We start from the raw sequence: 22,461 nt of genomic DNA on the forward strand, positions 1-22,461 counted from the left end.
ACCTTTAATTAATTTTTATACCATTTTTCATTGCATATAGAGTAAATTTAAAAAGTGAGTATCAATACTTTATTAAAACTGCTATATATTTATAAGCTAATAATTATAATCGTAAAAATGTCTTAAACATTTTAAAATAAATACCTACAGAAAGTATCAATTCTTTTTCACTTCTAACAACCTAACTTATTACATACTTAAGTATAATTTTTCACTTCTAAATATGTCGTATTTAATCAAGTTAAAGTTAGTTTTTCTCAAAACCTTCAAAACGAGTTAAATAAGGATGCCTTTTATTAAAACGCATGCTAACTCTGTCTAATATTCTTGAAAATTCATAAATCCAGCGGTTATATTTTAATTTTTTAGCCGGCATAGTTATATATTTCAATTCATCCATTGATTTTTGACAAGACTCATTAGTAAAACTATCAATGCACTCTAAATGACTAGATATTAGGGCTTTTCTTTGCTGAGTATTCATATTGATATAATCTTCAATAATTGTCTCAACCGATATCATTTCTAAATCCAATCCCTTTAGGTTGTATTCATACTGGTTAACATTGCTAAAATATCCATATGTTTCAGCTTCTATAACATTTTCAACGCCTACAATACTTGGCAAACCTAATGCTGCAGCTTGGATTATAGCAGTACCACTACCTATGAATAAATTATAATTACTCACTGTTTCATCAAACTTTAGATAGTCTAATGTCCCTTTTAAATGAATAGATTCACTCAATCCAGCCTTATTTATTTCATCAGCTATTTGTGCTTTTAAAGGGCCATCACCATAAATGTCAAATTGAACATTAAACCCTTTCGTTTTTAAATTTTTTAAGACCTTAATCATATAAAAATTATATGTTTTAAAATCAACTAGTCGCCCTATTGCTACGATTTTTATTGGTAAGTTTACTTCACCTGAAACTTTAATATCTTTTTTATCGATAACACCTAATCTAAAAGTATTTGCATCAGTCAATTTTTTACGCTTATGTTTTATATATAATTGGCGATTGCCTTCCGAGAAAAAAAGTAGCGATTTTTCGGGTAAAAAATCAAATATAAATTTGCGATTAACTTTCTCATGCCAAGCAACATCATCACCGCCCCACAAAAACTTTATGTAATGATAAAAACCAACCGTAACAATTATATTTTTATTTAACATATTTGATAAGCGATATCCCACTAGTGCATGCATTCCATCGCTTGCATGTATCTGATCGACATTTTCTAAAATGCGCTCTAATGCTCTTTTTTTCACGGGCACGAGTAGGGGTAATCTGCGTGTGAATTTTCCTAAATTTAAAAATATATCATCAGGAAATAATACGTTTGCATACTTTTTCATTTCGTTTAATAATTCAGGGTTACTTTCGTGTGGTAATGACAAAAGAAGAATGGTTGTATGCAACCCTAACCTGTGACGCTCTTTAGCCATTCGCATAAAAAACGTTTCAATACCACCTACTGGTAAAGCACCATAAATAAATAACATTCAAACCCTTTTCATTAAATAGTTTTTTAAATAAAAATATGTTTCTGCTAATCTTTTAAAAAATAGAACGCAGCTCAAAATTAGTAGGAAAACCCAAATCCACATTAGCGCCGGTTCATTTGCTTTTGTAATGACCATAATGCATGTAGCAGCGACATAACCAATCATCAATACATAAATTTTAACTCTTGGTATGGCCTTCCATATATGCGCGCTAGATTCTGTCTTTACTGTAAAAAAAATAAAAAATGCAAAAATTGAAGCTAATGCAGCTCCAGAAGCCCCATAATGAGGTATTAGTAGATAATTTAGAATTGCATTAACTGCAAATGCTATAAAAGACGCTAACATAGAAAAGTTAGTTCTGCGGGTTATACCAATCCCTACTCCTGTCACCTCGCTTAATAAGTAAAATAAAGGCATAGCTACGCACGCTACTATTAAATATTCTATAGCGGAGTATTCCTGAGGTAAAAATATAGGAATAATGAAAGATAATAAACCAAATAAAGACCAAATCAGCACAACAAATAACACCATATTTTCTATAACACACTCGATTTTACTTTTCTCAGAGCCCTCTTTGACCCAGCGATAAAGAAGGGGGTGCCATATGCTAGAAAAAATAGATGTAACAACCGATACAACTCCAGCAAGAGCTGCTGCCAATGAATAAATACCGAGTTCCTCGAAGCCTGACAAACTTCTAAGGAAGAACCTATCCATTGTACTCACCCCCCAGTAAGCAATGCCCCCAGCGACCAGCGGTAAGCTAAATGTTAGCATTCCCTTTAATAATACGGTGTCAATTCGCTTCGTAAAAGCTGCAATCCAAGATTTTCGGGTTAGCCAAGCAAATATAATTAATGAAAACGATATCGCTAACGTATTCATCAACATAAGCGTATAAAATTCAGCTTTTAAGCCAAAAAGCATTATTAAGCTTATTAATATAAGTAAAAATAACTTAGGAGCAATCTGCGTTATAGAAAATGCTAAACCACGTTCTTGCATACGAATTACGTGTGCTAAGAAGTTAATAAAAAAACTAGCTAACAATCCCACAAATAACAAAACCGTTAACGAATTTGAATTTATCCCGAATAATAATTTAGAAATAGAGTAAGGCTGTAATAAGGCTATCAATGCAACAATAGTAATTAAGACTAAACCGGGAAGAATACTTAATTTTAATAAAGCTTCCTTATCAGTCTTTTCATGATATTCACGAACATAAGCTTGATGCATTGATAAACTAAATAAGGATACAGCTAACCCTAAAACCACTTGCAGCATAGTCAAACGGCCGACATCTTCAACTGTAAAAAACCAAGCGACAAACGGCAGGGTTATAAACCCAAGAAGTGCTGCACCAATTGGGCCTAAAGCAAATTGTAAAATTATTTTAGCTTTCAAGGAAGAAATCCAAAGACGCTTTTATTACCTTGTCTTGATTTTCTGTAGTCATTCCATAATACAGCGGCAAACGTACTAGCCTTGAACTCTCTTGCGTTGTATAAGTATCTTTGCCTGAAAACTCGCCAAACTGTTTTCCTGCAGGGCTTGAGTGCAGTGGGATATAATGAAAAGGTGTCGTAATATCCTGCGTTTTCATATAACTAATAAATTCATTTCGCTCTTCATTTGAGCTCAATTTTATATAAAACATATGCGCGTTATGCGTTAATGAATCCGGAATATGAGGTAGCTGTTCAGCCTTTAGTTTTAGGCTCAGTTTATTGTAATAACGTTCCCATATTGATAAACGGAAATTATTTATCGTGTCTGCTGCTTCAAGTTGAGCATATAAATATGCAGCTTGTAACTCGCTTGGTAAAAAGCTCGAGCCTATGTCTTGCCATGTGTATTTATCGACAATACCATGTAGGAATTGGCTACGGTTTGTTCCTTTCTCACGTATAATCTCAGCTCGTTCAACTAGCTTAGGGTCATTAATTAAAATAGCCCCACCTTCACCACCCGATGAGTAGTTTTTAGTTTCATGAAAGCTATAACAACCTATATGACCAAGAGTTCCTAGTGCTTTACCTTTATAGGTAGACATTACGCCTTGTGCTGCATCTTCTACTACCCACAAGTCATGCTTTTCTGCGATAGCGAGTATTGTATCCATTTCACAAGCTACACCTGCGTAATGTACTGGCACTATTGCTTTTGTTTTAGCCGTAATAGCAGCTTCAATGAGTGTTTCATCAATATTCATTGTGTCCGGACGAGCGTCAACAAATATAATTTTTGCACCACGTAATACAAACGCATTCGCTGTAGATACAAATGTGTATGAGGGCATTATAACTTCATCACCAGGCTGAATATCAATCAGAATAGCGGCTAGCTCTAACGATGCTGTACATGAGGGAGTTAGTAATGCTTTTGTTGTGTTGAAGCTGTCTTCAAACCATTTTTCGCATTTTTTAGAGAAGTAACCATCGCCGCATAACTTGTCTGATGCAATCGCTTGCTCGATATACGCTAATTCTGTACCTACTTTAGGAGGAATATTAAAAGGGATCATTTTTAAACCTGTTTATAAAACCAATATGATATATCTGCAATACTAAAACCATTTTTACTATATAAATTTGCTGCGGGAGTATTGCTAGTTTGTGTTGCAACTTTTATCTTGCTAACATTATTAGCTAAGCAGTAGGCCTCTATTAACTTTAATAGTTTACTGCCTATTCCCTGCCCCTGAAAACGATTAGCTACTCCGATAAGCCCTATCACTGCTTCATTATTTCTAATCCGAATGGTAACAAAACCAGAAACATTACCTTCGTTTTTTAAGACTAAACAACAGTCATCGAATTTAGATAAAACTGCATTTTCGATCCACGTTTGATAAAAGCAATCTCTTTCACTTGGAGAAAACCACGGCTCTCTAAAACGGCTATTTAGATATAAATCATTTACTATACTTTTAAGCTCATCAATATCACTTTCTAACGCCAGATAACAATTAAAACTTGGTAATGAAACTGCGCCATTACTGACAAGTAAGCTTTTTTGAAATACAACCTCTCCCTCAACAAAACTAAAGCCATACTTGTTCACTTTATCTAAATCGTGATAACTATTTGAACTAACTTTAGTTGTTATTAGTGAGTTACTAGGCCAATCCGTATTTTTAATATCATCACTTGCTAGCTCAAGTGAAAATATTGTCTTGTTAAAAAAGTGGCTATCCCACTCCTTTAAGGTGAAGTGATTATGCATTACTTTTTACTAAGCCCATTAGGTATTGGCCGTAACTATTTTTAAGCATTGGGGCTGCAAGCGCTTCAATTTCAGATTTAGTTAGCCACTTATTATTGAATGCAATTTCTTCTAAACACGCTATTTTATACCCTTGTCGCTTTTCAATAGTCTCTACAAATTGAGCCGCTTCAAGTAAGCTTTCATGCGTGCCAGTATCAAGCCAAGCAAAGCCGCGACCCAATATTTCAACATTAAGCTTATTTTGCTTTAAATAAATTTCATTTAAGCACGTTATCTCTAGCTCACCTCTATGCGAGGGCTTAACTTGTTTTGCTATTTCTACAACAGAATTATCGTAAAAATATAAACCGGTTACTGCTAAATCAGACTTTGGTTTAGCTGGCTTTTCTTCAATGGAAATAGCCTTTTGGTTCTCATCAAATTCAACAACACCAAAACGTTCCGGATCTTTTACTTGATAGCCAAATACAGTCGCCCCTAGTCCGTTCTTAGCATTATCAACCGCATGCTTTAACTTAGGTGAAAACCCTTGCCCATAAAAAATATTATCGCCTAGCAATAAACAAACGTCGTCAGAGCCAATAAACTCTTCACCTAAAATAAACGCTTGAGCCAAGCCATCTGGGCTTGGTTGTATCGTGTAACTAAGCTCAATGCCAAAGCGTGAGCCATCACCTAATAATCGTTTAAATGATTCTTGATCTTCAGGTGTAGTAATAATTAAGATTTCACGTATTCCCGCTAACATCAACACAGAAAGCGGATAGTAAATCATTGGCTTATCATAAATTGGGAGTAACTGCTTGGATACACCCATAGTAATAGGATAAAGGCGTGTACCGGAGCCTCCGGCAAGGATAATTCCTTTCATGCTATTTTCCTTTAGCTGTCATATTTATTTCGCCCAGACGCTCACGCTGATATGAACCATCTTGTACGTTTTGACACCACGTTTGATTATCTAAATACCATTGAACGGTTTTACGTAGGCCTGTTTCAAAGGTTTCGACCGGTGTCCAGTTTAGCTCTGCACTCATTTTTGATGAATCAATAGCATAACGTCTATCGTGACCCGGGCGATCTGCCACGTACGTTATCTGTTCTGAGTACGGGGAGTCCTTAGGCACTAAAGTATCTAGAATACTGCAAATACTTTTAACAACTTCAATGTTTTGCTTTTCGTTATGGCCACCAATATTATATGTTTCACCAATTTTACCTTCAGTTACTACCTTATATAAAGCTCGAGCATGATCCTCAACGAATAACCAATCTCTAATCTGATCACCTTTTCCATAAATCGGTAGTTTTTTACCTTCAAGGGCATTAAGTATTACTAATGGTATTAATTTTTCAGGGAAATGATATGGCCCATAGTTATTTGAGCAATTGGTTACAACTGTAGGAAAGCCATACGTACGTAGCCATGCACGAACTAAGTGATCACTAGATGCCTTACTTGCTGAATAAGGACTGCTTGGTGCATAAGATGTTTGTTCAGTAAACAGAGGTAGCGCTTTACTCAACGCATTACCCGCTTGCTCATCTGGGTGAGGTAAATCACCATACACTTCATCAGTAGATATATGATGAAACCTAAAAGCGAGCTTTGCGCTATCTTCGAGTGAATTCCAGTACTCGCGAGCAGCTTCTAATAAAGTGTAAGTTCCTACAATATTGGTTTGAATGAATTCAGCGGGGCCTGTAATTGAGCGATCAACATGGCTCTCTGCAGCTAAATGCATTACAGCATCTGGCTTGTGCTCGGCAAACACACGGTCTAGGGCTACACGGTCACAAATATCAACTTGCTCAAATGCATAACGCTCATTACTATCAATTGATCTTAGTGACTCTAAATTACCTGCATAAGTCAGCTTATCGAGATTGATAACCAAATCTTGAGTATTATCTATTATATGTCGGATAACAGCAGAGCCAATAAACCCTGCACCACCTGTTATTAGTATTTTCAATTTAATTACCTTTAAAACTTTACTGCTCAAAGCGGATTATTTCAGTCTTCTTTTTTTAGAAAATACAAAGTTAAAACGCTAATTGTTGCCAAAATAAACCCTAGAATTGCCGCAAATATACAGATAAAAGCTCGTTTGGGGCCTGACTTAATTTCAGCGACGATTGCTGGATCTACTGTTTTAAATACGTATTCATCACGAACATTAGCGAACATAATCGTTTTTGCTTGCTCTTCTATAAGCTTGTATAAAATTGAACGTATATCTGCAATTTTTGTTTTATCTAACTGTTTAACTAGAAAATCTGTACTACGATTGGCTTCTGCTACATCTCGTTTTTTCATAACCGAATTGATGTCGGCAATTAACCAGTCTACCCACTGCTTGGCAACGACAGGGGAAACATGTTCAATTGAAATTGTAATCATCCCTGTATCTTTTAGAGTATTTATAGATACGACTTTGCTGAATGCTCTATATGCTTCTTGCATTGAAGGCTTTGGCTTGAAAGGTGCAGATATTTCACGAACCCACTTTTTTTGTTCTGCGAGATAAACATCTTCATTGTATAAAATATCATTAGTACTACTATTCCATGACTTTACTGCCATTAAATTGGGTAGGATATTATGATTTTGTATAAATTCGCTCGTAAATTGACGTGACTTCAAAACTTCAATTGCTAGCTGTGTTTTATTATCAGAGCCTGCACCCAAATTAATTCCAGCCAAGCTAGCCAAACCACCAAACTGCCCTGATAAGCCACCTAAGCCGCCAGACTCTTTCTGTTCTGCTGCAGTTAATAATGCTTCAGACTTATAAGTATCGGGTAAACTCAATGCATAAAATACAGCTATAAAAGTAAATAATATCGATGTGAAAATAATTATAAATTTACGCTTCCATAGTACTGATAATAACTCCTTTAAATTTATCTCTGCATCAAAGTCTTGCTCTAAATAGTTTAACTCGTTGTGATATTCTTTAATTTTATTACTCATGTAATTCTCTTATCAGCCAGTTTTCTGAGATATATGATTCAATTTTCAACAAAACATTGAATTTAAGTTTTTAGCTACAGATAACTGGGAAGATATGAAACTACAAAACTTAGTAATCTTAACTTATTAAAAATAAATACTCTTACGGAGTAAATAACTTAACTGAAGTAAACAACACAGTTAACTCAAGTTTCGATTTATATTTCTATCAATATTTTAGTCAAAATAAACGCAACAATAGTTTTACTCATTGCGTTTATTTATTTTCTTTTTATAAGCTACCAATAGCTGCCACTGCTACGCCTAGCTGATAAAGAATCTGCGTTGCAGTGCTCCAAAGCGTTAGCTTGTCCATGTGTCCTGCGTCCATTGGTATTACTATTGTGTCGCCTGGTTCTAACTGATCAGCATTATTTGCTGCAAACCAGCCACCTGTGTTTGGTATTTTCACTGAACCATTGGCTTTAATAATGTAAATTCTGTCTTCAGCGGCACGCTCTTTAAGGCCACCACTCAAAGCAAGATAATCATCAACACTCACCCCAGTTTTGTATAGGTGCGATGTTGAGTAATTAACTTCACCAATTACGCTAATTGAATCACGCTTGCTTGGTACATAAAGTGTATCACCATCTTGTAATACTAAGTTTTGTTGGTTATTTACAATTAAAGGTAAATCAATTACTAAACGTCCTACGGCTTCAACACTCGCGAGGTCGTTTAACAGCTTGTTCATTTCTTCATATGAAAGTGTGCTACTGCTTACAGAGTTTTGGAAGCTCTTAGAAGCTATATCACGGCGAAGCTCTGTAGATAAACGTGCTAACTGCTTTTCCTCTTGCTCTTTAATCGACGTACGGGTAAATACAGCTGCTTTTTGCTCTGCAAATTTTGAAAAACCACCCGCGCGTTCAAGTAATTCAGTAAGCGTTTCTCCTCGGCGTATGGTGTAAGTGCCCGGAAATTTAAGCTCACCTTTTAATTCTACTTTTACATTTTCTTGCCAATTTGGAATAGCGAATACGTTGATGCTGTCTTTACTTTGTAATGTAATATTACTTTGAAGATCGCCTTTCATGGCGCTTTCAAGATCAAATCGTAAGTGTTCTATTTTAGAACCATCACTCGCTACTATTCGCGTAATTTCAGCTTGTTTTATGTATGCAGACTCCAGCAAGCCACCTGCTGCTGTTATTAAATCACTTACCTCACCACCAATCATTAGTGGATAAATACCTGGGAAAGTAACGTTTCCGCTAATCTCAACTAATTGCATAGCTTGCTGCACTGATGCTTGCTGCTTAAATTTAGCAATAATTGGCGCTAATAAATTATGGCGGCTAAATAACGCGTAATCTTCAGGTTTGAGTTCTTGGTCTTCTTCTTCTTTTGCTTTGCGCTTAGAAATTTCAGCAATAGTGAGTATTTTATTGTCTTCAAGAACAAGTTCTTCGTCTTCTTGATTAACGCCAATGTATTTTTCGAACTCTTTTTGCTCAAACTTATGCCACTGCTCTGCTTTTAGTTGCTGCTCTTGTTGCTCTTGACTAAGGGCCATATTTGCTAGTGCAGACAGTTCGGCTTCTTTTTCTTCAAAACGGCTAAATACAACAATTTTGTCATTAGCTTGAAGTTGTAAGTTATTTTCAGAGTTTTTAATAATAGCTTGAGCAACATCGAACTGATGTGCTTCTATATCGCCGTTTATATTTATTTCGCGGATTACGAGTCCGTAGCTTAAATCGGCTTGCGGTAGTAAATCACCACGTACTGATTTAAGTACATCTGAAATGCGCTTGCCTTGGTGCCACTGATAATTACCTGGGCGCGCTACTGCACCAATTAAGCTAACTGAATTTTGATATTGAGAGCTAACTGAATTAAAGCGAATACGATCGCCATCTTGTGGAATATAGTTAATTTGCGATTTTGAAAAATCTACCGATAGCACTTCTTTACGATCGAAGTTAAAGCGCTCTACAATTGCGCTTTTGGCATATGCATTTGGTTTAAGGCCTCCGGCCATTGCTAATAACTGCTTAGCAGACTCACCTTTTTTAAGTTCAAAGATAGCTGGGCGTTTAACCGCACCTTCAACTCTTACTTGAGCGCCAACTGATGGAATAAATACAGCATCGCCCGGCTTTAATACGATATCGTTACTGCTATCGCCATTAATAAGTAAGTCGTAAAGGTCAAAGTTTGCAACTACGTTGCCTGCTCGTTTAACTTGAATATTACGAAGAGAGGCAATGTCAGACACGCCACCGCTTACGAATAATGCGTGCGAAACAGTTGTTAATGAAGAAACACTGTAGCTACCCGGCTTATACGCTTCTCCTAGCACTAAAATACGCATGCTACGAAGTTGGCCAAGCGATATAAATGCTTTTACACCAATAACTTCCTGCTCTACTTTTACTTTTATTAGTTCTTTAATTTCAGCAAAGGTTAAACCAGCCACTTCTACAGGGCTTAGATCTGGAATACTAATACGTCCTTCACGATCAACTATTACTTCAAAACTGTCACTTTCTTTACCATAAAAGTTAATTTTTAATTGATCGCCAGGGCCTACAATATAAGTATCGGGTACTGCCGCATTTTCGCTTGGCATAAATGTAGTGGGTTCACCTGCAAACAACTCATAACCATATGGTTTTAATTCGTCTGCTTTTGGTTTGAAGCGCTCTTCATCTGTTAGCTTTTCTTTTTCTGGCTCTGCGCGCTCGCCAATACTGTTTTGTTGCTCTGTATTATTTTGATTATTAGATTGGTTTGTACCGGTGATCGTTGAAACATCAACACCATACTGTTTTGCTAGGGCTTCTTGCTGAGCTTTTGGCAGCTTTTTAAATTGCTCAATTTGAGATGCTGTTGGCGTAAAAGCCAAAGTACTAAAACTACAAAGTAGAATAAAAGCACTAATAAATTGTGTAAAAACTTTCACGAGTAGGTATATCCCTAGGTCTACAACCAAAATTGGTGGCTATAATACATTAATTTTGAGCAAATAAAAAAGGGACTTTCGTCCCTTTTGTCACTTTAGTGTCATTAACTTAGTTACATTGGTTAAAAACTGTAAACCAGAGTAAATGATGTTTCTGTGTCAGTGCTTTCTTTGTCGTCAGCAACATCTGAGTTGTTAGTGACATTAAAAGCGACTTTCATTTGTAATGAGCCGTTTATTTTTGCAAGCAATGCAGTTTCTGAACGAGTTTTAGTGTTTGTATCACCATACTCTACAGCAACTAATTGAGTAAAACGTGCACTCTCAGAAATTTGCCAGTTGTAATCTAATTTACCTAAGGCAATTACTTCGCCTTCAAACTCGCCAGCAAGAGAGTTACCGTTATCATCAATTTCAGAGCTGTCATCTGGGTATTCAAAATATTTATAACCAGGACCAACTTCGGCACTTAACCACATTGTTTTTTCGTTTAATAAACGTAAACCGTAACCTGCAGAAATTACTGACTCACTTCTATATGCTCCAAAATAATCTGAAACGTGTGAACCATAAATGAATAGATGAGAATGATCTTCATTTAATTTGTAATTACCTTGCGCTGAAATCGAGTACTTTTCATTAGTGCGCTGCTTATTTTTGTCGCCATTAGCATCTTCAACTTCATCTTCTTTGTAGATGCCGTCTAGCTTGTATTCGTTGTTCCAGTTTTCAAGGTTGTGCTGTACTTTAATACCACCTTTGAGTGTGGTCGTTTCTGTATTACCACTTGTGATAATAGCACCAAGTTCACTGGTAACTTCCCACGTTTTTTGATCTGCGTCTGCAGCGAATGCATTTGTTGCAGCAGATGCTGCAACTAAAACTGATAAAAGCTTTAATTTCATTAAAAAATAACCTTTGTATAAATGTATATCTATTTTATTAAAGCGTTACTTGTTAGAGCAAGCAAAACAGCTAAGTAATAATGTAAAAAATTTCATGCAGCAAATACTGCATGAAATTTTATTTCTAATAGCCGCTTTATCACTACAACAATTAAAGATAACTTTAATTAAATAACTATTTAAAATTAGTCTTGCTTGTGTAAATGAACATCCATTTGTGGAAATGGGATTGCAATATTTGCATCATCTAATGCAATTTTAATATTTTCCATTAATGACCAGTAAGTAGGCCAGTAATCAGCAGCGTTAACCCAAGGGCGAACAACAAAGTTTACGCTAGAATCACCTAGCTCAGATACAGCTACTGTATAAGCTGGGTCTTTAAGTATGCGTGTTTCTGCATCTAACACAGATTTTAATACTTCTTTTGCTTGACGTAAATCAGCATCGTAACTAACACCAATAACTAAATCGATACGGCGAGTAGACTCGCGCGAGAAGTTAGTAATAGCGCCTGACATTATTTGAGAGTTTGGTACGATGATTACTTTATTATCTGGTGTACGAAGTTCAGTTGAAAATATTTCGATTTTCTTAACAGTACCCATTTTATTACCTGCTTCAACAAAGTCACCAGATTTAAACGGACGAAGTAAAATAATTAGCACGCCTGATGCAAAATTAGATAGTGAACCTTGTAATGCTAAGCCAACAGCTAAGCCTGCAGCACCTAAAATAGCAATGAACGAAGTTGTTTCAATACCAATTTGCGAAAGTGCCATTAAAATAGTAACAGCAAATACAAGTGTGTACACAATGCTTGAAACAAACGACCCGACAGCTTTATCTACTTTCTTTTTAGCAAAACCTTTTTCAGTTAAGTTAGAACAAAACTTAGCGATACGACTACCAAGTAAAAAGATAACAAGCGCAACAACAGCTTGTATACCGTAGTGTAAGATTAGGCCTGAGTTATCGTTAAGCCAATTAAGTACTGAATCCATATTTACTCCAAATGTTTTTTATTAAGCGTTTTCCGAGCATTATTATACATTAATTTACAATTTATTCTCATGAAATAATGAATTAATACTATTAAATGTAAGTACATTCGATTTTTTAGAGGCAATTATGCGATAAAATGAAGCCTACTTTGGAAAGTTATTAACGACCAAATACTAATTATATTTGCCTGAAATAAATTATTTTAATTTATTTCACTTTTAGGCTTCACAACATTTATTATTTTATGTATTATGCGCGCCACACCAAACAAGGTGTGTGTAGTGGCGGTTGTAGCTCAGTTGGTAGAGCCCCGGATTGTGATTCCGGTTGTCGCGGGTTCAAGCCCCGTCAATCGCCCCACTTTTTCTCCTAGTAATACCCTTTATTTATATTTTAATAATCTCCCTAAATTATCTTTTTATATCCTATACAGCATATTTAACCTTTGTTATCCAAATTAATTACTATTTTAAGCTAAAGCAGTTTATCAGCAACCTCTTCTGTTTTAATAAGTTTAATTTGAAGATTTATTAAACAATTGTTTAGCCTAAATTAAATTACATTTATTTAACCAATGTGATTACATTGGCTGTACTTAAGTACAAAAAGTGCTAAATTTCTAGTACATACATCTCTTTTTATACAAAACATCAAACTTCTACTGGGATATAAAATTAAGCATGATTAAACAGGTTTTAAGAAATTTACTGTGTAGTTGTTTAGCTGTAATGAGCTTTAACTCATTGGCTCAAAGCAATGATGAATATAATAAGCTACTGATTGAACTTCAAAAATTAGTTTCTGAAAAAAAATATACTCAGGCTTATCAAAAAAGTAATAGTGAATACCAGTACCTGGGTGAACCCGTATACGATTTTTTACTAGGGGTCTCTGCGCTTAAAACAGGAAATGCGGCGCCAGCTGTATTTGCCTTTGAACGCGTGGTTGAAAACAACCCTAGATGGTATGAAGCTCGCTTGTACTTAGTTCGTGCTTATTTAACCGTTAATAATTTACCTGCTGCCGATACTCAAGCTTTAATACTGATTAACTCACCTAACACACCTAATAACATAAAGTCTTCAGCACAGTCGTTACTTGATACAACCACACTTAAAAAGCAAGAAGCGGGGCGTTCTTATAAGCAAAATATTGAGCTTGCCCTTGGCGTTGATGGCAACGTAAATGCGGGTACGGCAGAAAATACGATTATAATTCCTAATATTGGTGAGTTTTTGTTATCGCCAGAAAGTAAAAGTACGCAAGACAACTATGCGCGACTAAATTACAGAGGAAAGTACTCTCACCCTATAGATCAGAAAAGTTTAATCACTTTGAGTGTTAATACCGGGTGGTACAAGTTTGCAGAACTCAGCCAATACGATCGTATAAATGCGCATATTAATGCTGCCTATCAATATAAACAAAATGACATAAGTTGGTTTGCACAAGTATCGACGACTCCATTAATGCTTGATGGCGATCTTTATCGTACTGAATCAGCTTTAACAGCAGGTGCTAGTTATAAGCTGAATAAACAAGTTAATTTATTTAGCTCTGCGACTGCGGGTGTTTTAAATAATAGATTTGATGAAAAGCTCAATAATTCGTTTTATGCAATAAACGCAGGAGCTAGCTATGCAACTAAGCAATGGTTTCAAAGTTTAAGTGTTAACGCTAAAAATGAAGAAGCCGATATTACTGAAGGTGAATTTAATAGCCGTAATATTACGAGTTTGTACTACCAAGTGAACACTCAACTAGCTCAACATTGGCAGTTGTTATCTCTTGCTGGATACCAATGGATTAATTATAAAGATGATCACCCTTTATTTTTACAAGAACGTGCCGATAACCTCTTTATGCTCTCAACTTCTGTTCGCTACTTAGTTAATCGTGATTTAGCAATACAGTTGGCAGCCAACTATCAAGATAAATCCAGTAATATTTCTTTATTCGAATATGACCGTTTAGATATCAATTTAAGCGCTTCTTACTCATTTTAATTTAAGGTATTTATGAAACATTTACTCCCTGTAATTACCACTTTACTTTGTGTAAGTTTTTATACACAAGCAAACTCCCCTGCTGGTAAAACTATTTTAGCGCGAGGCTCTGTACTAGCGGTTGATGGAAGCTCTGAACAACAACGGCAGTTGCAGCGCAGAGATACCGTTTTTGGTGTAGATCGCATTACGACCGGAGAGAAAAGCAAAGCGCAATTTTCAATGTCGGATGGTGGTTTAATCGCTTTAAAAGAAAATTCAGAACTAAATATTGCTAACTACGAATTTGATGATAATACCCAACAAGGTTCTGCTTCTATTGAGTTACTTAAAGGTGGTTTACGCTCTATTTCGGGTGTGATTAAAAAAAATGGCGGCTCTTATAATGTAAAAACCCCCGTTGGCTCTATTGGTATACGTGGAACACATTTTGAAGTTCAGCTCGTTGAAGGCAATGTGTTTTTAGCTGTATGGGATGGCGCAATAGATTTAACTTTAGAAAATAATAGCGTGGTTTCTTTGGGTGATAACGAGGCATTTTCGTTTGCACAAATTACAGCCTCTGGTGAAGTATTAAAAACGACGCGTGCAGCACGTGTGTTTGATCAAAATATAGTAACGATCGACCCTAAAGATGACAACGAAGAAGAGACTGAACAAGCATCTGTAACTGAAGTTGAAGTAAATGCTTTTGAAGCAGATACAGATACTATGGATATATATTCTGAACAACAATTTCAAACAGTTAGCAGCGCATCTTTAGTCGATCAAATAGCTCAGCGCCAAGGTGTATTTAACTATGAAGCATCAAGCTTTAATGTAAATTCGAGTGTGGGTGCTGTTACTGACTTTGCTATGACTATGGCCGTTGATTTTGATAATGGCACAGTGCCTGATGGCGAAATTAGTTTTAATGACGCGGGCGGAAATTGGTATGCGGCTTACAGCGGTTTAATAAATTTAAGCGAACTTGACTTAGCCGTTACATTTGCATCCCATGGCAACAATAAAGCCGAGGGCGATGTTGATGCAATATTTTTGAATGACTTAGACAACATTACTGGCAACTTTAATCTTAACGAAATAAATAATCCTGATGTAAATGCTAGCGGTTCTTTTAAATTAGAACCATAAACACATTGGATACAAAGCTTTTATTATGGAGTATTTAAAATGACAGCAAAAAATATATTTTTGCTTGGTTCTATGGTGTTTTTGTTAAGTGCCTGTGGAGGCTCAGAAGAAAGCCCTGCTCAAGAGACAATACAATCACCTACGGCTGAAGTAGTAACGCCAACGGTGACTAGCTATATAAATTTAGCTGGTGTTATAGCGAGTAATCAAACCAAGAATACAAAAGTTTTAGGTGCTGTCACTTCAAGTAGAGGAGTAGTTGGATCAAGCATAGCTAATACACGCGCTAATATTGTTTTTTCACAAACAAACGAAACTGTGCAAGGCAACGTTTCTTTTTTACTTGAAGCTTCGGATACTGATGGCATTGCTGAAGTTAATTTAGTGCTCCCTAGTGTTAATAAAAGCATATCACTGTGTTCTTCTGATTGTGGTTTTGACTACGAAAAATCAATTATAGGCCTCAGCCCTGCACTTTATGGTGTAACTCCAGGAGAGATACGCCTAGAAATATGGATAACTGACACTTTAAATAATCAAGTCCTTGCTGATGCAATTACTTTTAACTGGCAACCATATCAAATTGAAGGTGTTACAGCTCAGCGAGACGAAGATAATATTAATCTTTCGTGGCAAGCTAACCCCGAACTTAATCGTTATAACGTTTATATTGCAACTCAAGCTGGAGTTTCATCTACTAATATTAATGAATTAGAAAACGGGCAACAATTTTTAAGTATTCAAGATACTGCATTAAGCATTACCGAGTCACTTACAGATAAAAGTTATCAAGTACTTATTACCGGTATTGATGGCAGTGGTGAAAGTGGCTTTGCTAATATAATAAACATAGCACCAGTGGGTGGAGAGCTTGCATTTGCACCAGAAGCTAATGCCGATCAGTTTCAGATAAATGAAGATCAAACTCTGCAAGGCAACGTGCTAACAAATGATACGAATCAATACAGTGGCGATTTACGTGTAAATGCAGATGCATTAATTCTACCGCAGCATGGCACCATTGATATAAATGAAAATGGGGATTTTACTTATATCCCTATTGCAAACTTTAATGGTGAAGATGCCTTTAGCTATCAAGTTGCTAACGAGCTAGGTATGACAGATACCGCAGTTGTAGAGATAACCATTTTAGCTGTTAACGACGCCCCTATTGCGCTTGATAATACTTATAACATTACAAACAATGGAACCTTAGTTGTCCTATCGCCTGGCTTACTTATTAACGATAGCGATATTGATTTAGATAACTTAACTGTTGATACAACGCCTGTTAGCGAACCGACAAGAGGACAATTAACCCTTTTTGATAATGGTAGCTTTGAATACCAAGGCGAGCAGAACATGCAAGGCCAAGACAGCTTTCAGTATAGAGTTGTTGATGCACAAGGTGCTCAGGCTATTGCAAATGTAACTATTGTAAGCTCAAACACTAACGTAGCCCCTGTAACAAAAAATGATAGTTATAGTTTAAGCGAAGATGAAACACTTGTGGTTACAGCAGCCAATGGTGTGCTTAGTAACGATACTGACCCAAATAATGACAGTTTTTCAGTTGATGAAACATTTATTGTGGCACCAACACATGGCCAACTATTATTAGCAATTGATGGCAGCTTTAGTTATGTGCCGGATGCTAATTTTAATGGTGTTGATCAATTTCGATATCAAGCTATAGACTCATTAGGTGCAACCTCTACAGCCACAGTAACTTTAGTAATAAACAGCGAACCCGATAGCCCTGTCGCACAAAATGATGCCTATCAATTTAGTAAAAATAAACTATTTGAAGTAACAGTACAAAATGGCTTGTTAATTAACGACTTTAATATTGAGGCTGGCGATTTATCGGTTAATACTACGGCAATTAATACAACTCAAAATGGCGAACTTACATTAAATGCTGATGGCTCGTTTACTTATCAACCTGACTCAGGTTTTATTGGTGTAGATAGCTTTACCTATTCAATTTCAAATGAGCAAGGCTTAACTGCAACAGCTCAAGTAACATTAAGTGAAAGCGGCGTTAATACTTTTCCAGAAGCCAATAACGATCAATTTACGTTAGACGAAGACAGCTCTGCATCTTTATTAGACGTGCTAGCTAACGACACTGATGCAGATGGCGATACGATTAGTATTTCGAACATAGAAAATATTGCTGGAGAAGCGACTATTGTCGCCGGAAAAATACAGTTTACTCCACCAGCGAACTTTTCAGGTGAGATAGTACTAACTTACACCATTACGGATGGCTATAGCACTGGTAATGAAGGCATAAACGACAGAACAGCAAGTGTGACGATTACCGTGACACCCGTTAATGATGCCCCTACTGCAAATACTGATTCAGCAACGATGAACGAAGATGCTCCTGCGTTATTAGTTAACGTACTAGCTAACGACTCCGACATTGATGGCGATACTCTTACAATAACAGCTGCTACTGCAGATATAGGTTCTGCATCTGTTGTTGATAATAAAATCCAATACACGCCTGCTGCTAATACAAATGGAACAGCAATTATTAGCTACACAATAAGTGATGGTAACGGTGGTACTGCAACTACAAACTTATCAATAATTATTACTCCTGTAAACGATACTCCTATTGCAAACGCAGACTCAGCGACAGTAGATGAAGATGCAGCGCCAATACTAATAAACGTATTGGCAAATGACTCTGACGTGGATGGTGATAGCCTCACTATCAGTGCTGCCTCGGCAGATACTGGTTCGGTCGCAGTGGTTGGCAATCAAATTCAATATACACCGGCACCCGACGACAACGGCGTAGCAACAGTTACTTATACTGTAAGCGATAGCAGCGGTGGTGCCAGTACAACAACGTTAACTATCACTATTACCTCCGTAAACGATGATCCAATAGCAAACGCCGATTCGGCTACCATGGCTGAAGATGCAGCGCCAATACTAATAAACGTATTAGCCAATGACTCAGATGTAGATGGCGACAGCCTCACAATCAGTGCAACCTCAGCTGATATTGGCTCGGTCTCAGTGGTTGGCAATCAAATTCAATATACACCGGCGGCCGACAGCAATGGCTTAGCAACAGTTACTTATACCGTTACTGATAATAATGGTGGAACAAATACTACCACGGTCACTATTACTATAACTGCAGTGAACGATACACCTGTTGCCAATAACGATACTGCTACTATGGCTGAAGATGCAGCACCAATACTGATAAACGTATTAGCCAATGACTCAGATGAAGACGGCGACAGCCTGGTGATAAGTGCAGCATCAGCTGATATTGGCTCAGCCTCCGTAGTTGGCAATCAAATTCAATACACACCGGCAGCTGATAGCAATGGCTTAGCAACAGTTACTTATACCGTTAGTGATAATAATGGTGGAACAAATACTGCCACGGTCGCTATTACGATAACTGCCGTGAATGATGTACCTGTTGCCAATAACGATACCGCTACTATGGCTGAAAATGCAGCGCCAATACTGGTAAACGTATTAGAAAATGACTCAGATGTAGATGGCGACAGCCTGGCGATCAGTGCAGCATCAGCTGATATTGGCTCAGTCTCAGTAGTTGGCAATCAAATTCAATACACACCGGCAGCCGATAGCAACGGCTTAGCAAGAGTTACCTATACTGTTAGTGATAATAATGGTGGAACGAATACTGCCACGCTCGCTATTACGATAACTGCCGTGAATGATGCACCTGTTGCCAATAACGATACCGCGACCATGGCTGAAGATGCAGCACCAATACTGATAAACGTATTAGCAAATGATACTGACTCTGATGGAGACAGCTTGGTGATCTCTTCAGCCTCAGCTGATATTGGCTCGGTCTCAGTAGTTGGCAATCAAATTCAATATACGCCTGAAGCCAATACCAATGGACTTGCCACGATAACTTATACGATTAGTGATAATAATGGCGGAACCAATACAGCCACAGTGGCCATTACCGTAACTGGTGTTAACGATGCACCTGTAGCATCGGTTCAAAGTTTTAGTATTAATGAAAATGCTACCGATGGCGACATCATAGGGACTGTTAGCGCGTCAGATATTGAGAACCAGACTTTAACTTATAGTTTAACTGGCGGTAACACTGCTTTATTTAAAATTAATAGTAGCTCTGGTGTTTTATCAACCGCAGGTGAAAGCCCATTTGATTTTGAAACAACTAATCAATATATCTTAAATGTCACTATAACTGATGATGGCACACCTAATGAAAGTTCAAACGTTAACATAACCGTTAATATTACTGATGAAATTGAGCCTCTTATTCCAACTGAAGATGTGACATTTGGCCGCCCGATTACAGGTGAGCTTGATCTTTCAAACATTTTTTCTGGAGGTGAGTTTAAAGACAGTATTGAGCTTAATGGCAACCTTTATTTTGTTGGTTTTGTTGATGGCGACGATAAAGATATTATTGTTGTGTCTTACACCAACGCTGGCATAACAAATAATGCTTTTAATAGTAATGGAATAAAAATATTAGATTTAGATGATGATGAAGAAGCCACAGCTATTATTTCTGACGGTACAGATCTCTTTATTGCTTATTCTAGTTTTGACGGCACAAATACTGAAGCCTGCTTATTGGAAATGAATACTGCTGGCGTTGTAAGTACTGACTCTGGTGAGAATGATTCAGGAGTTCGCTGTACTTCACAAGCGAGTACTCTTGTTATTAATGACCTTGAAATTGATGACGATAAAATACTGGCTGTAGGTAAACGCTTTGATGGCACTCAAAACGATAGTTTATGGATACATTATAAAAAATCAGATCTAGATTTTGAGAACTCTACTCCAGCTATTGTCGATGTTAGCGGCGCTAATCGAGATGATGAAGGCTTTGCAATTAAGAACTTTGATGATTCCGATTACTTAGTGGTTGGGAGTGTTACCAATGCAGAGGGAACAAAAGACTCTCTACTTCGTTATTTAAAATCTGATGGCGATAATGACAATAACTTCAATGGTGGCGCAGCACTAACAATTGATATATCTGATAATGATAAAGACGACGAACTTTTTGCTGTAGGCGGAGTTGTTGATTCTGAATTTACTGCCTTTGCAGGTGGATATGTAACAAGAACCAGCGGTGAAAAAGAAGCGGTAGTATTAGCTATTAATAAAGATGGGGAGCTAATCACCACCTTTGGCAATGCTGGTATTGCAATTTATGATATTGATGGTAATGGTGGTAATGGTAATGGCGGCGCTAACATTGCGGGCATTAAACACGAGCCCATCAACAATGGTATTAGCTTGTCGGGGACGACTGGCGTATCAGCCTCAGAAAAATTATTTTCAGCACGGATTAATAATCAAGGTACTTTAGATAGTGCCTATGGCACCTCCGGCATTAATATAATTGATGGTATAAGTGGTAAGCAATTTGCCAACACTTTAGCTATCGACTCTAATGACACTCTTTGGGTAGCTGGTGTTAATGATGATTCAAATACAAAACCGTTTATTGCAGCAATAGACAGTCAAGCCACATTATTTAGTAACTTTGAAACGAATGGTTACTTTACCCTTAATAATTTAGTAGATGCGACAAACGACGAATCAATGCACGTTTTACAACTTAGCAATGACCCTCATGCCGGTAAGTATATTCTTGCATCAACGGCTAAATCGGACTCAATTACTAAGTTAGTATTAACACGCTTTACGAGTGCGGGTGATATTGATACTAGCTTTAGCGAAAGTGGCCATAAAGAAATTGCCATAGATTTGAGTAAGTCGCGCGTCGCTTTAACCGAGCAAAGCGACGGCAATTTAGTTATTACAGGCTCTAAAAATAGTGAAAATGGTGAAGCAGGCTTTGTAGCTAAAGTTGATCAGTCTGGTAATTTAGACACTTCATTTGCAACAGATGGTGTATACACAACCTCTGTCAGTGGCGCAGAATTGGTAAACCTGACAGGTATTGCACTTGATAATAGCGGTAACATTATTACTGTTGGGTCAATCGTAATAAGCGGCACTCCTAGCCCAATCGTTATAATGTTGACACCAGAAGGTACCCTTGAGCCAAACTTTGGCACTGGCGGAAGTATCATAGGCTCAGCTTTTGAGTACTATAACCGTGTACATACCGACAATGCGGATATTTTCATTGGCGGTAAGGCAGTATTAAGTGGCACTTCAAAGCTAATCGCATTGAAGTTAAGCTCAAACGGTACTGAAGTCTTTAAATATGTAGGTGAAGGAACCACAGATACCGACAATAAAATAGCGCAGATTTTGACTGACACAACGGGTAAGTTATATTTAATAGCAAACCTTATTGATTCGCCAAATAAAGCCAATGTTATTAGGTTGCTCGTTACGGGTGCGCTTGATACTAGCTTTGCCGTAAATGGTGTCGGTGAATATACTTTGGCGTCAAGCGGTAACACTGAGCTAAGTGGTGCAGCGCTCGATAGTAGCAATCAAATTATTTTAGCCGGCATGGCTAACAATAAAGGAATGTTAGCGCGTATTTTAACTGACGGTACTTTAGATAATACGTTTGGAGCCAGTGGTGCCGGATTTTATGAAGCAAGCCAATGTGTCAGTACACATATATTTACTTCAATCATCCTGCAAAATGATACCCAAGTTGTTGTAAGCAGCACCTGTAATGACACTAACTCTAACAATGTTAGTATTTCTAAATTCAATTTTGTAGAAGATGGAGCTTAGCC

The 22,461-nt window shown here is 37.0% G+C and carries 13 protein-coding genes and 1 tRNA gene; 4 read left to right on the forward strand and 10 right to left on the reverse strand.

The window, feature by feature from the left end; translation table 11 throughout:
- Positions 1-247 precede the first annotated feature (247 nt).
- The 10 genes from I6F50_RS06590 to I6F50_RS06635 all read right to left on the reverse strand — a co-directional run bounded on the left by I6F50_RS06590 (position 248) and on the right by I6F50_RS06635 (position 12,586).
- The gene (locus tag I6F50_RS06590; protein ID WP_024593742.1) at positions 248-1,510 is read right to left on the reverse strand and encodes a glycosyltransferase family 4 protein; all 1,263 of its coding nucleotides are present in this window, start codon (positions 1,508-1,510) and stop codon (positions 248-250) included.
- Positions 1,511-2,926: a lipopolysaccharide biosynthesis protein gene (locus I6F50_RS06595; RefSeq protein WP_197175724.1), complete on the reverse strand. Its 1,416-nt coding sequence runs from the start codon at positions 2,924-2,926 to the stop codon at positions 1,511-1,513.
- Positions 2,916-4,046: a dTDP-4-amino-4,6-dideoxygalactose transaminase gene (gene rffA / locus I6F50_RS06600; protein ID WP_024593744.1), complete on the reverse strand. Its 1,131-nt coding sequence runs from the start codon at positions 4,044-4,046 to the stop codon at positions 2,916-2,918. Before rffA ends, I6F50_RS06595 begins: the two co-directional genes overlap by 11 nt.
- A gap of 2 nt (positions 4,047-4,048) precedes the next feature.
- Positions 4,049-4,747, reverse strand: coding sequence for a GNAT family N-acetyltransferase (locus I6F50_RS06605; protein WP_197175734.1), 699 nt, complete (start codon positions 4,745-4,747; stop codon positions 4,049-4,051).
- The gene (gene rfbA, locus I6F50_RS06610; RefSeq protein ID WP_197175736.1) at positions 4,740-5,621 is read right to left on the reverse strand and encodes a glucose-1-phosphate thymidylyltransferase RfbA; all 882 of its coding nucleotides are present in this window, start codon (positions 5,619-5,621) and stop codon (positions 4,740-4,742) included. The genes I6F50_RS06605 and rfbA overlap by 8 nt, the downstream gene beginning before the upstream one ends.
- Before the next feature lies 1 nt (position 5,622).
- A complete protein-coding gene (rfbB, locus tag I6F50_RS06615; protein WP_197175738.1) occupies positions 5,623-6,726 on the reverse strand; it encodes a dTDP-glucose 4,6-dehydratase in 1,104 nt (367 codons plus the stop codon).
- A gap of 41 nt (positions 6,727-6,767) precedes the next feature.
- Complete coding sequence (locus tag I6F50_RS06620) at positions 6,768-7,727, reverse strand: Wzz/FepE/Etk N-terminal domain-containing protein (RefSeq protein WP_197175740.1); 960 nt, start codon at positions 7,725-7,727, stop codon at positions 6,768-6,770.
- A 271-nt stretch (positions 7,728-7,998) separates the two neighbouring features.
- Positions 7,999-10,677: an SLBB domain-containing protein gene (locus I6F50_RS06625; protein WP_197175742.1), complete on the reverse strand. Its 2,679-nt coding sequence runs from the start codon at positions 10,675-10,677 to the stop codon at positions 7,999-8,001.
- 122 nt (positions 10,678-10,799) lie between these two features.
- Positions 10,800-11,582 (reverse strand): YdiY family protein, encoded by a 783-nt coding sequence (locus I6F50_RS06630; RefSeq protein WP_024593750.1) that lies wholly within the window; start codon positions 11,580-11,582, stop codon positions 10,800-10,802.
- A gap of 185 nt (positions 11,583-11,767) precedes the next feature.
- Positions 11,768-12,586 carry a mechanosensitive ion channel family protein gene (locus I6F50_RS06635; RefSeq protein WP_007582322.1) on the reverse strand — a complete coding sequence of 273 codons (819 nt, stop codon included), beginning with the start codon at positions 12,584-12,586 and terminating at the stop codon, positions 11,768-11,770.
- 285 nt (positions 12,587-12,871) lie between these two features.
- Here I6F50_RS06635 and I6F50_RS06640 point away from each other — a divergent pair.
- The 4 genes from I6F50_RS06640 (at position 12,872) to I6F50_RS06655 (ending at position 22,459) form a co-directional block, all read left to right on the forward strand.
- Positions 12,872-12,947 (forward strand) — tRNA-His (locus I6F50_RS06640).
- Between the two features lie 320 nt (positions 12,948-13,267).
- Complete coding sequence (locus tag I6F50_RS06645; RefSeq protein WP_197175744.1) at positions 13,268-14,593, forward strand: surface lipoprotein assembly modifier; 1,326 nt, start codon at positions 13,268-13,270, stop codon at positions 14,591-14,593.
- Between the two features lie 12 nt (positions 14,594-14,605).
- Positions 14,606-15,727, forward strand: coding sequence for a FecR domain-containing protein (locus I6F50_RS06650; protein ID WP_197175746.1), 1,122 nt, complete (start codon positions 14,606-14,608; stop codon positions 15,725-15,727).
- A gap of 39 nt (positions 15,728-15,766) precedes the next feature.
- Positions 15,767-22,459 carry an Ig-like domain-containing protein gene (locus I6F50_RS06655; protein ID WP_197175748.1) on the forward strand — a complete coding sequence of 2,231 codons (6,693 nt, stop codon included), beginning with the start codon at positions 15,767-15,769 and terminating at the stop codon, positions 22,457-22,459.
- The last annotated feature ends 2 nt before the right edge of the window (positions 22,460-22,461 follow it).

It is taken from the genome of Pseudoalteromonas sp. NZS127_1 (genome assembly GCF_015864295.1).
GTDB lineage: Bacteria > Pseudomonadota > Gammaproteobacteria > Enterobacterales > Alteromonadaceae > Pseudoalteromonas > Pseudoalteromonas arctica.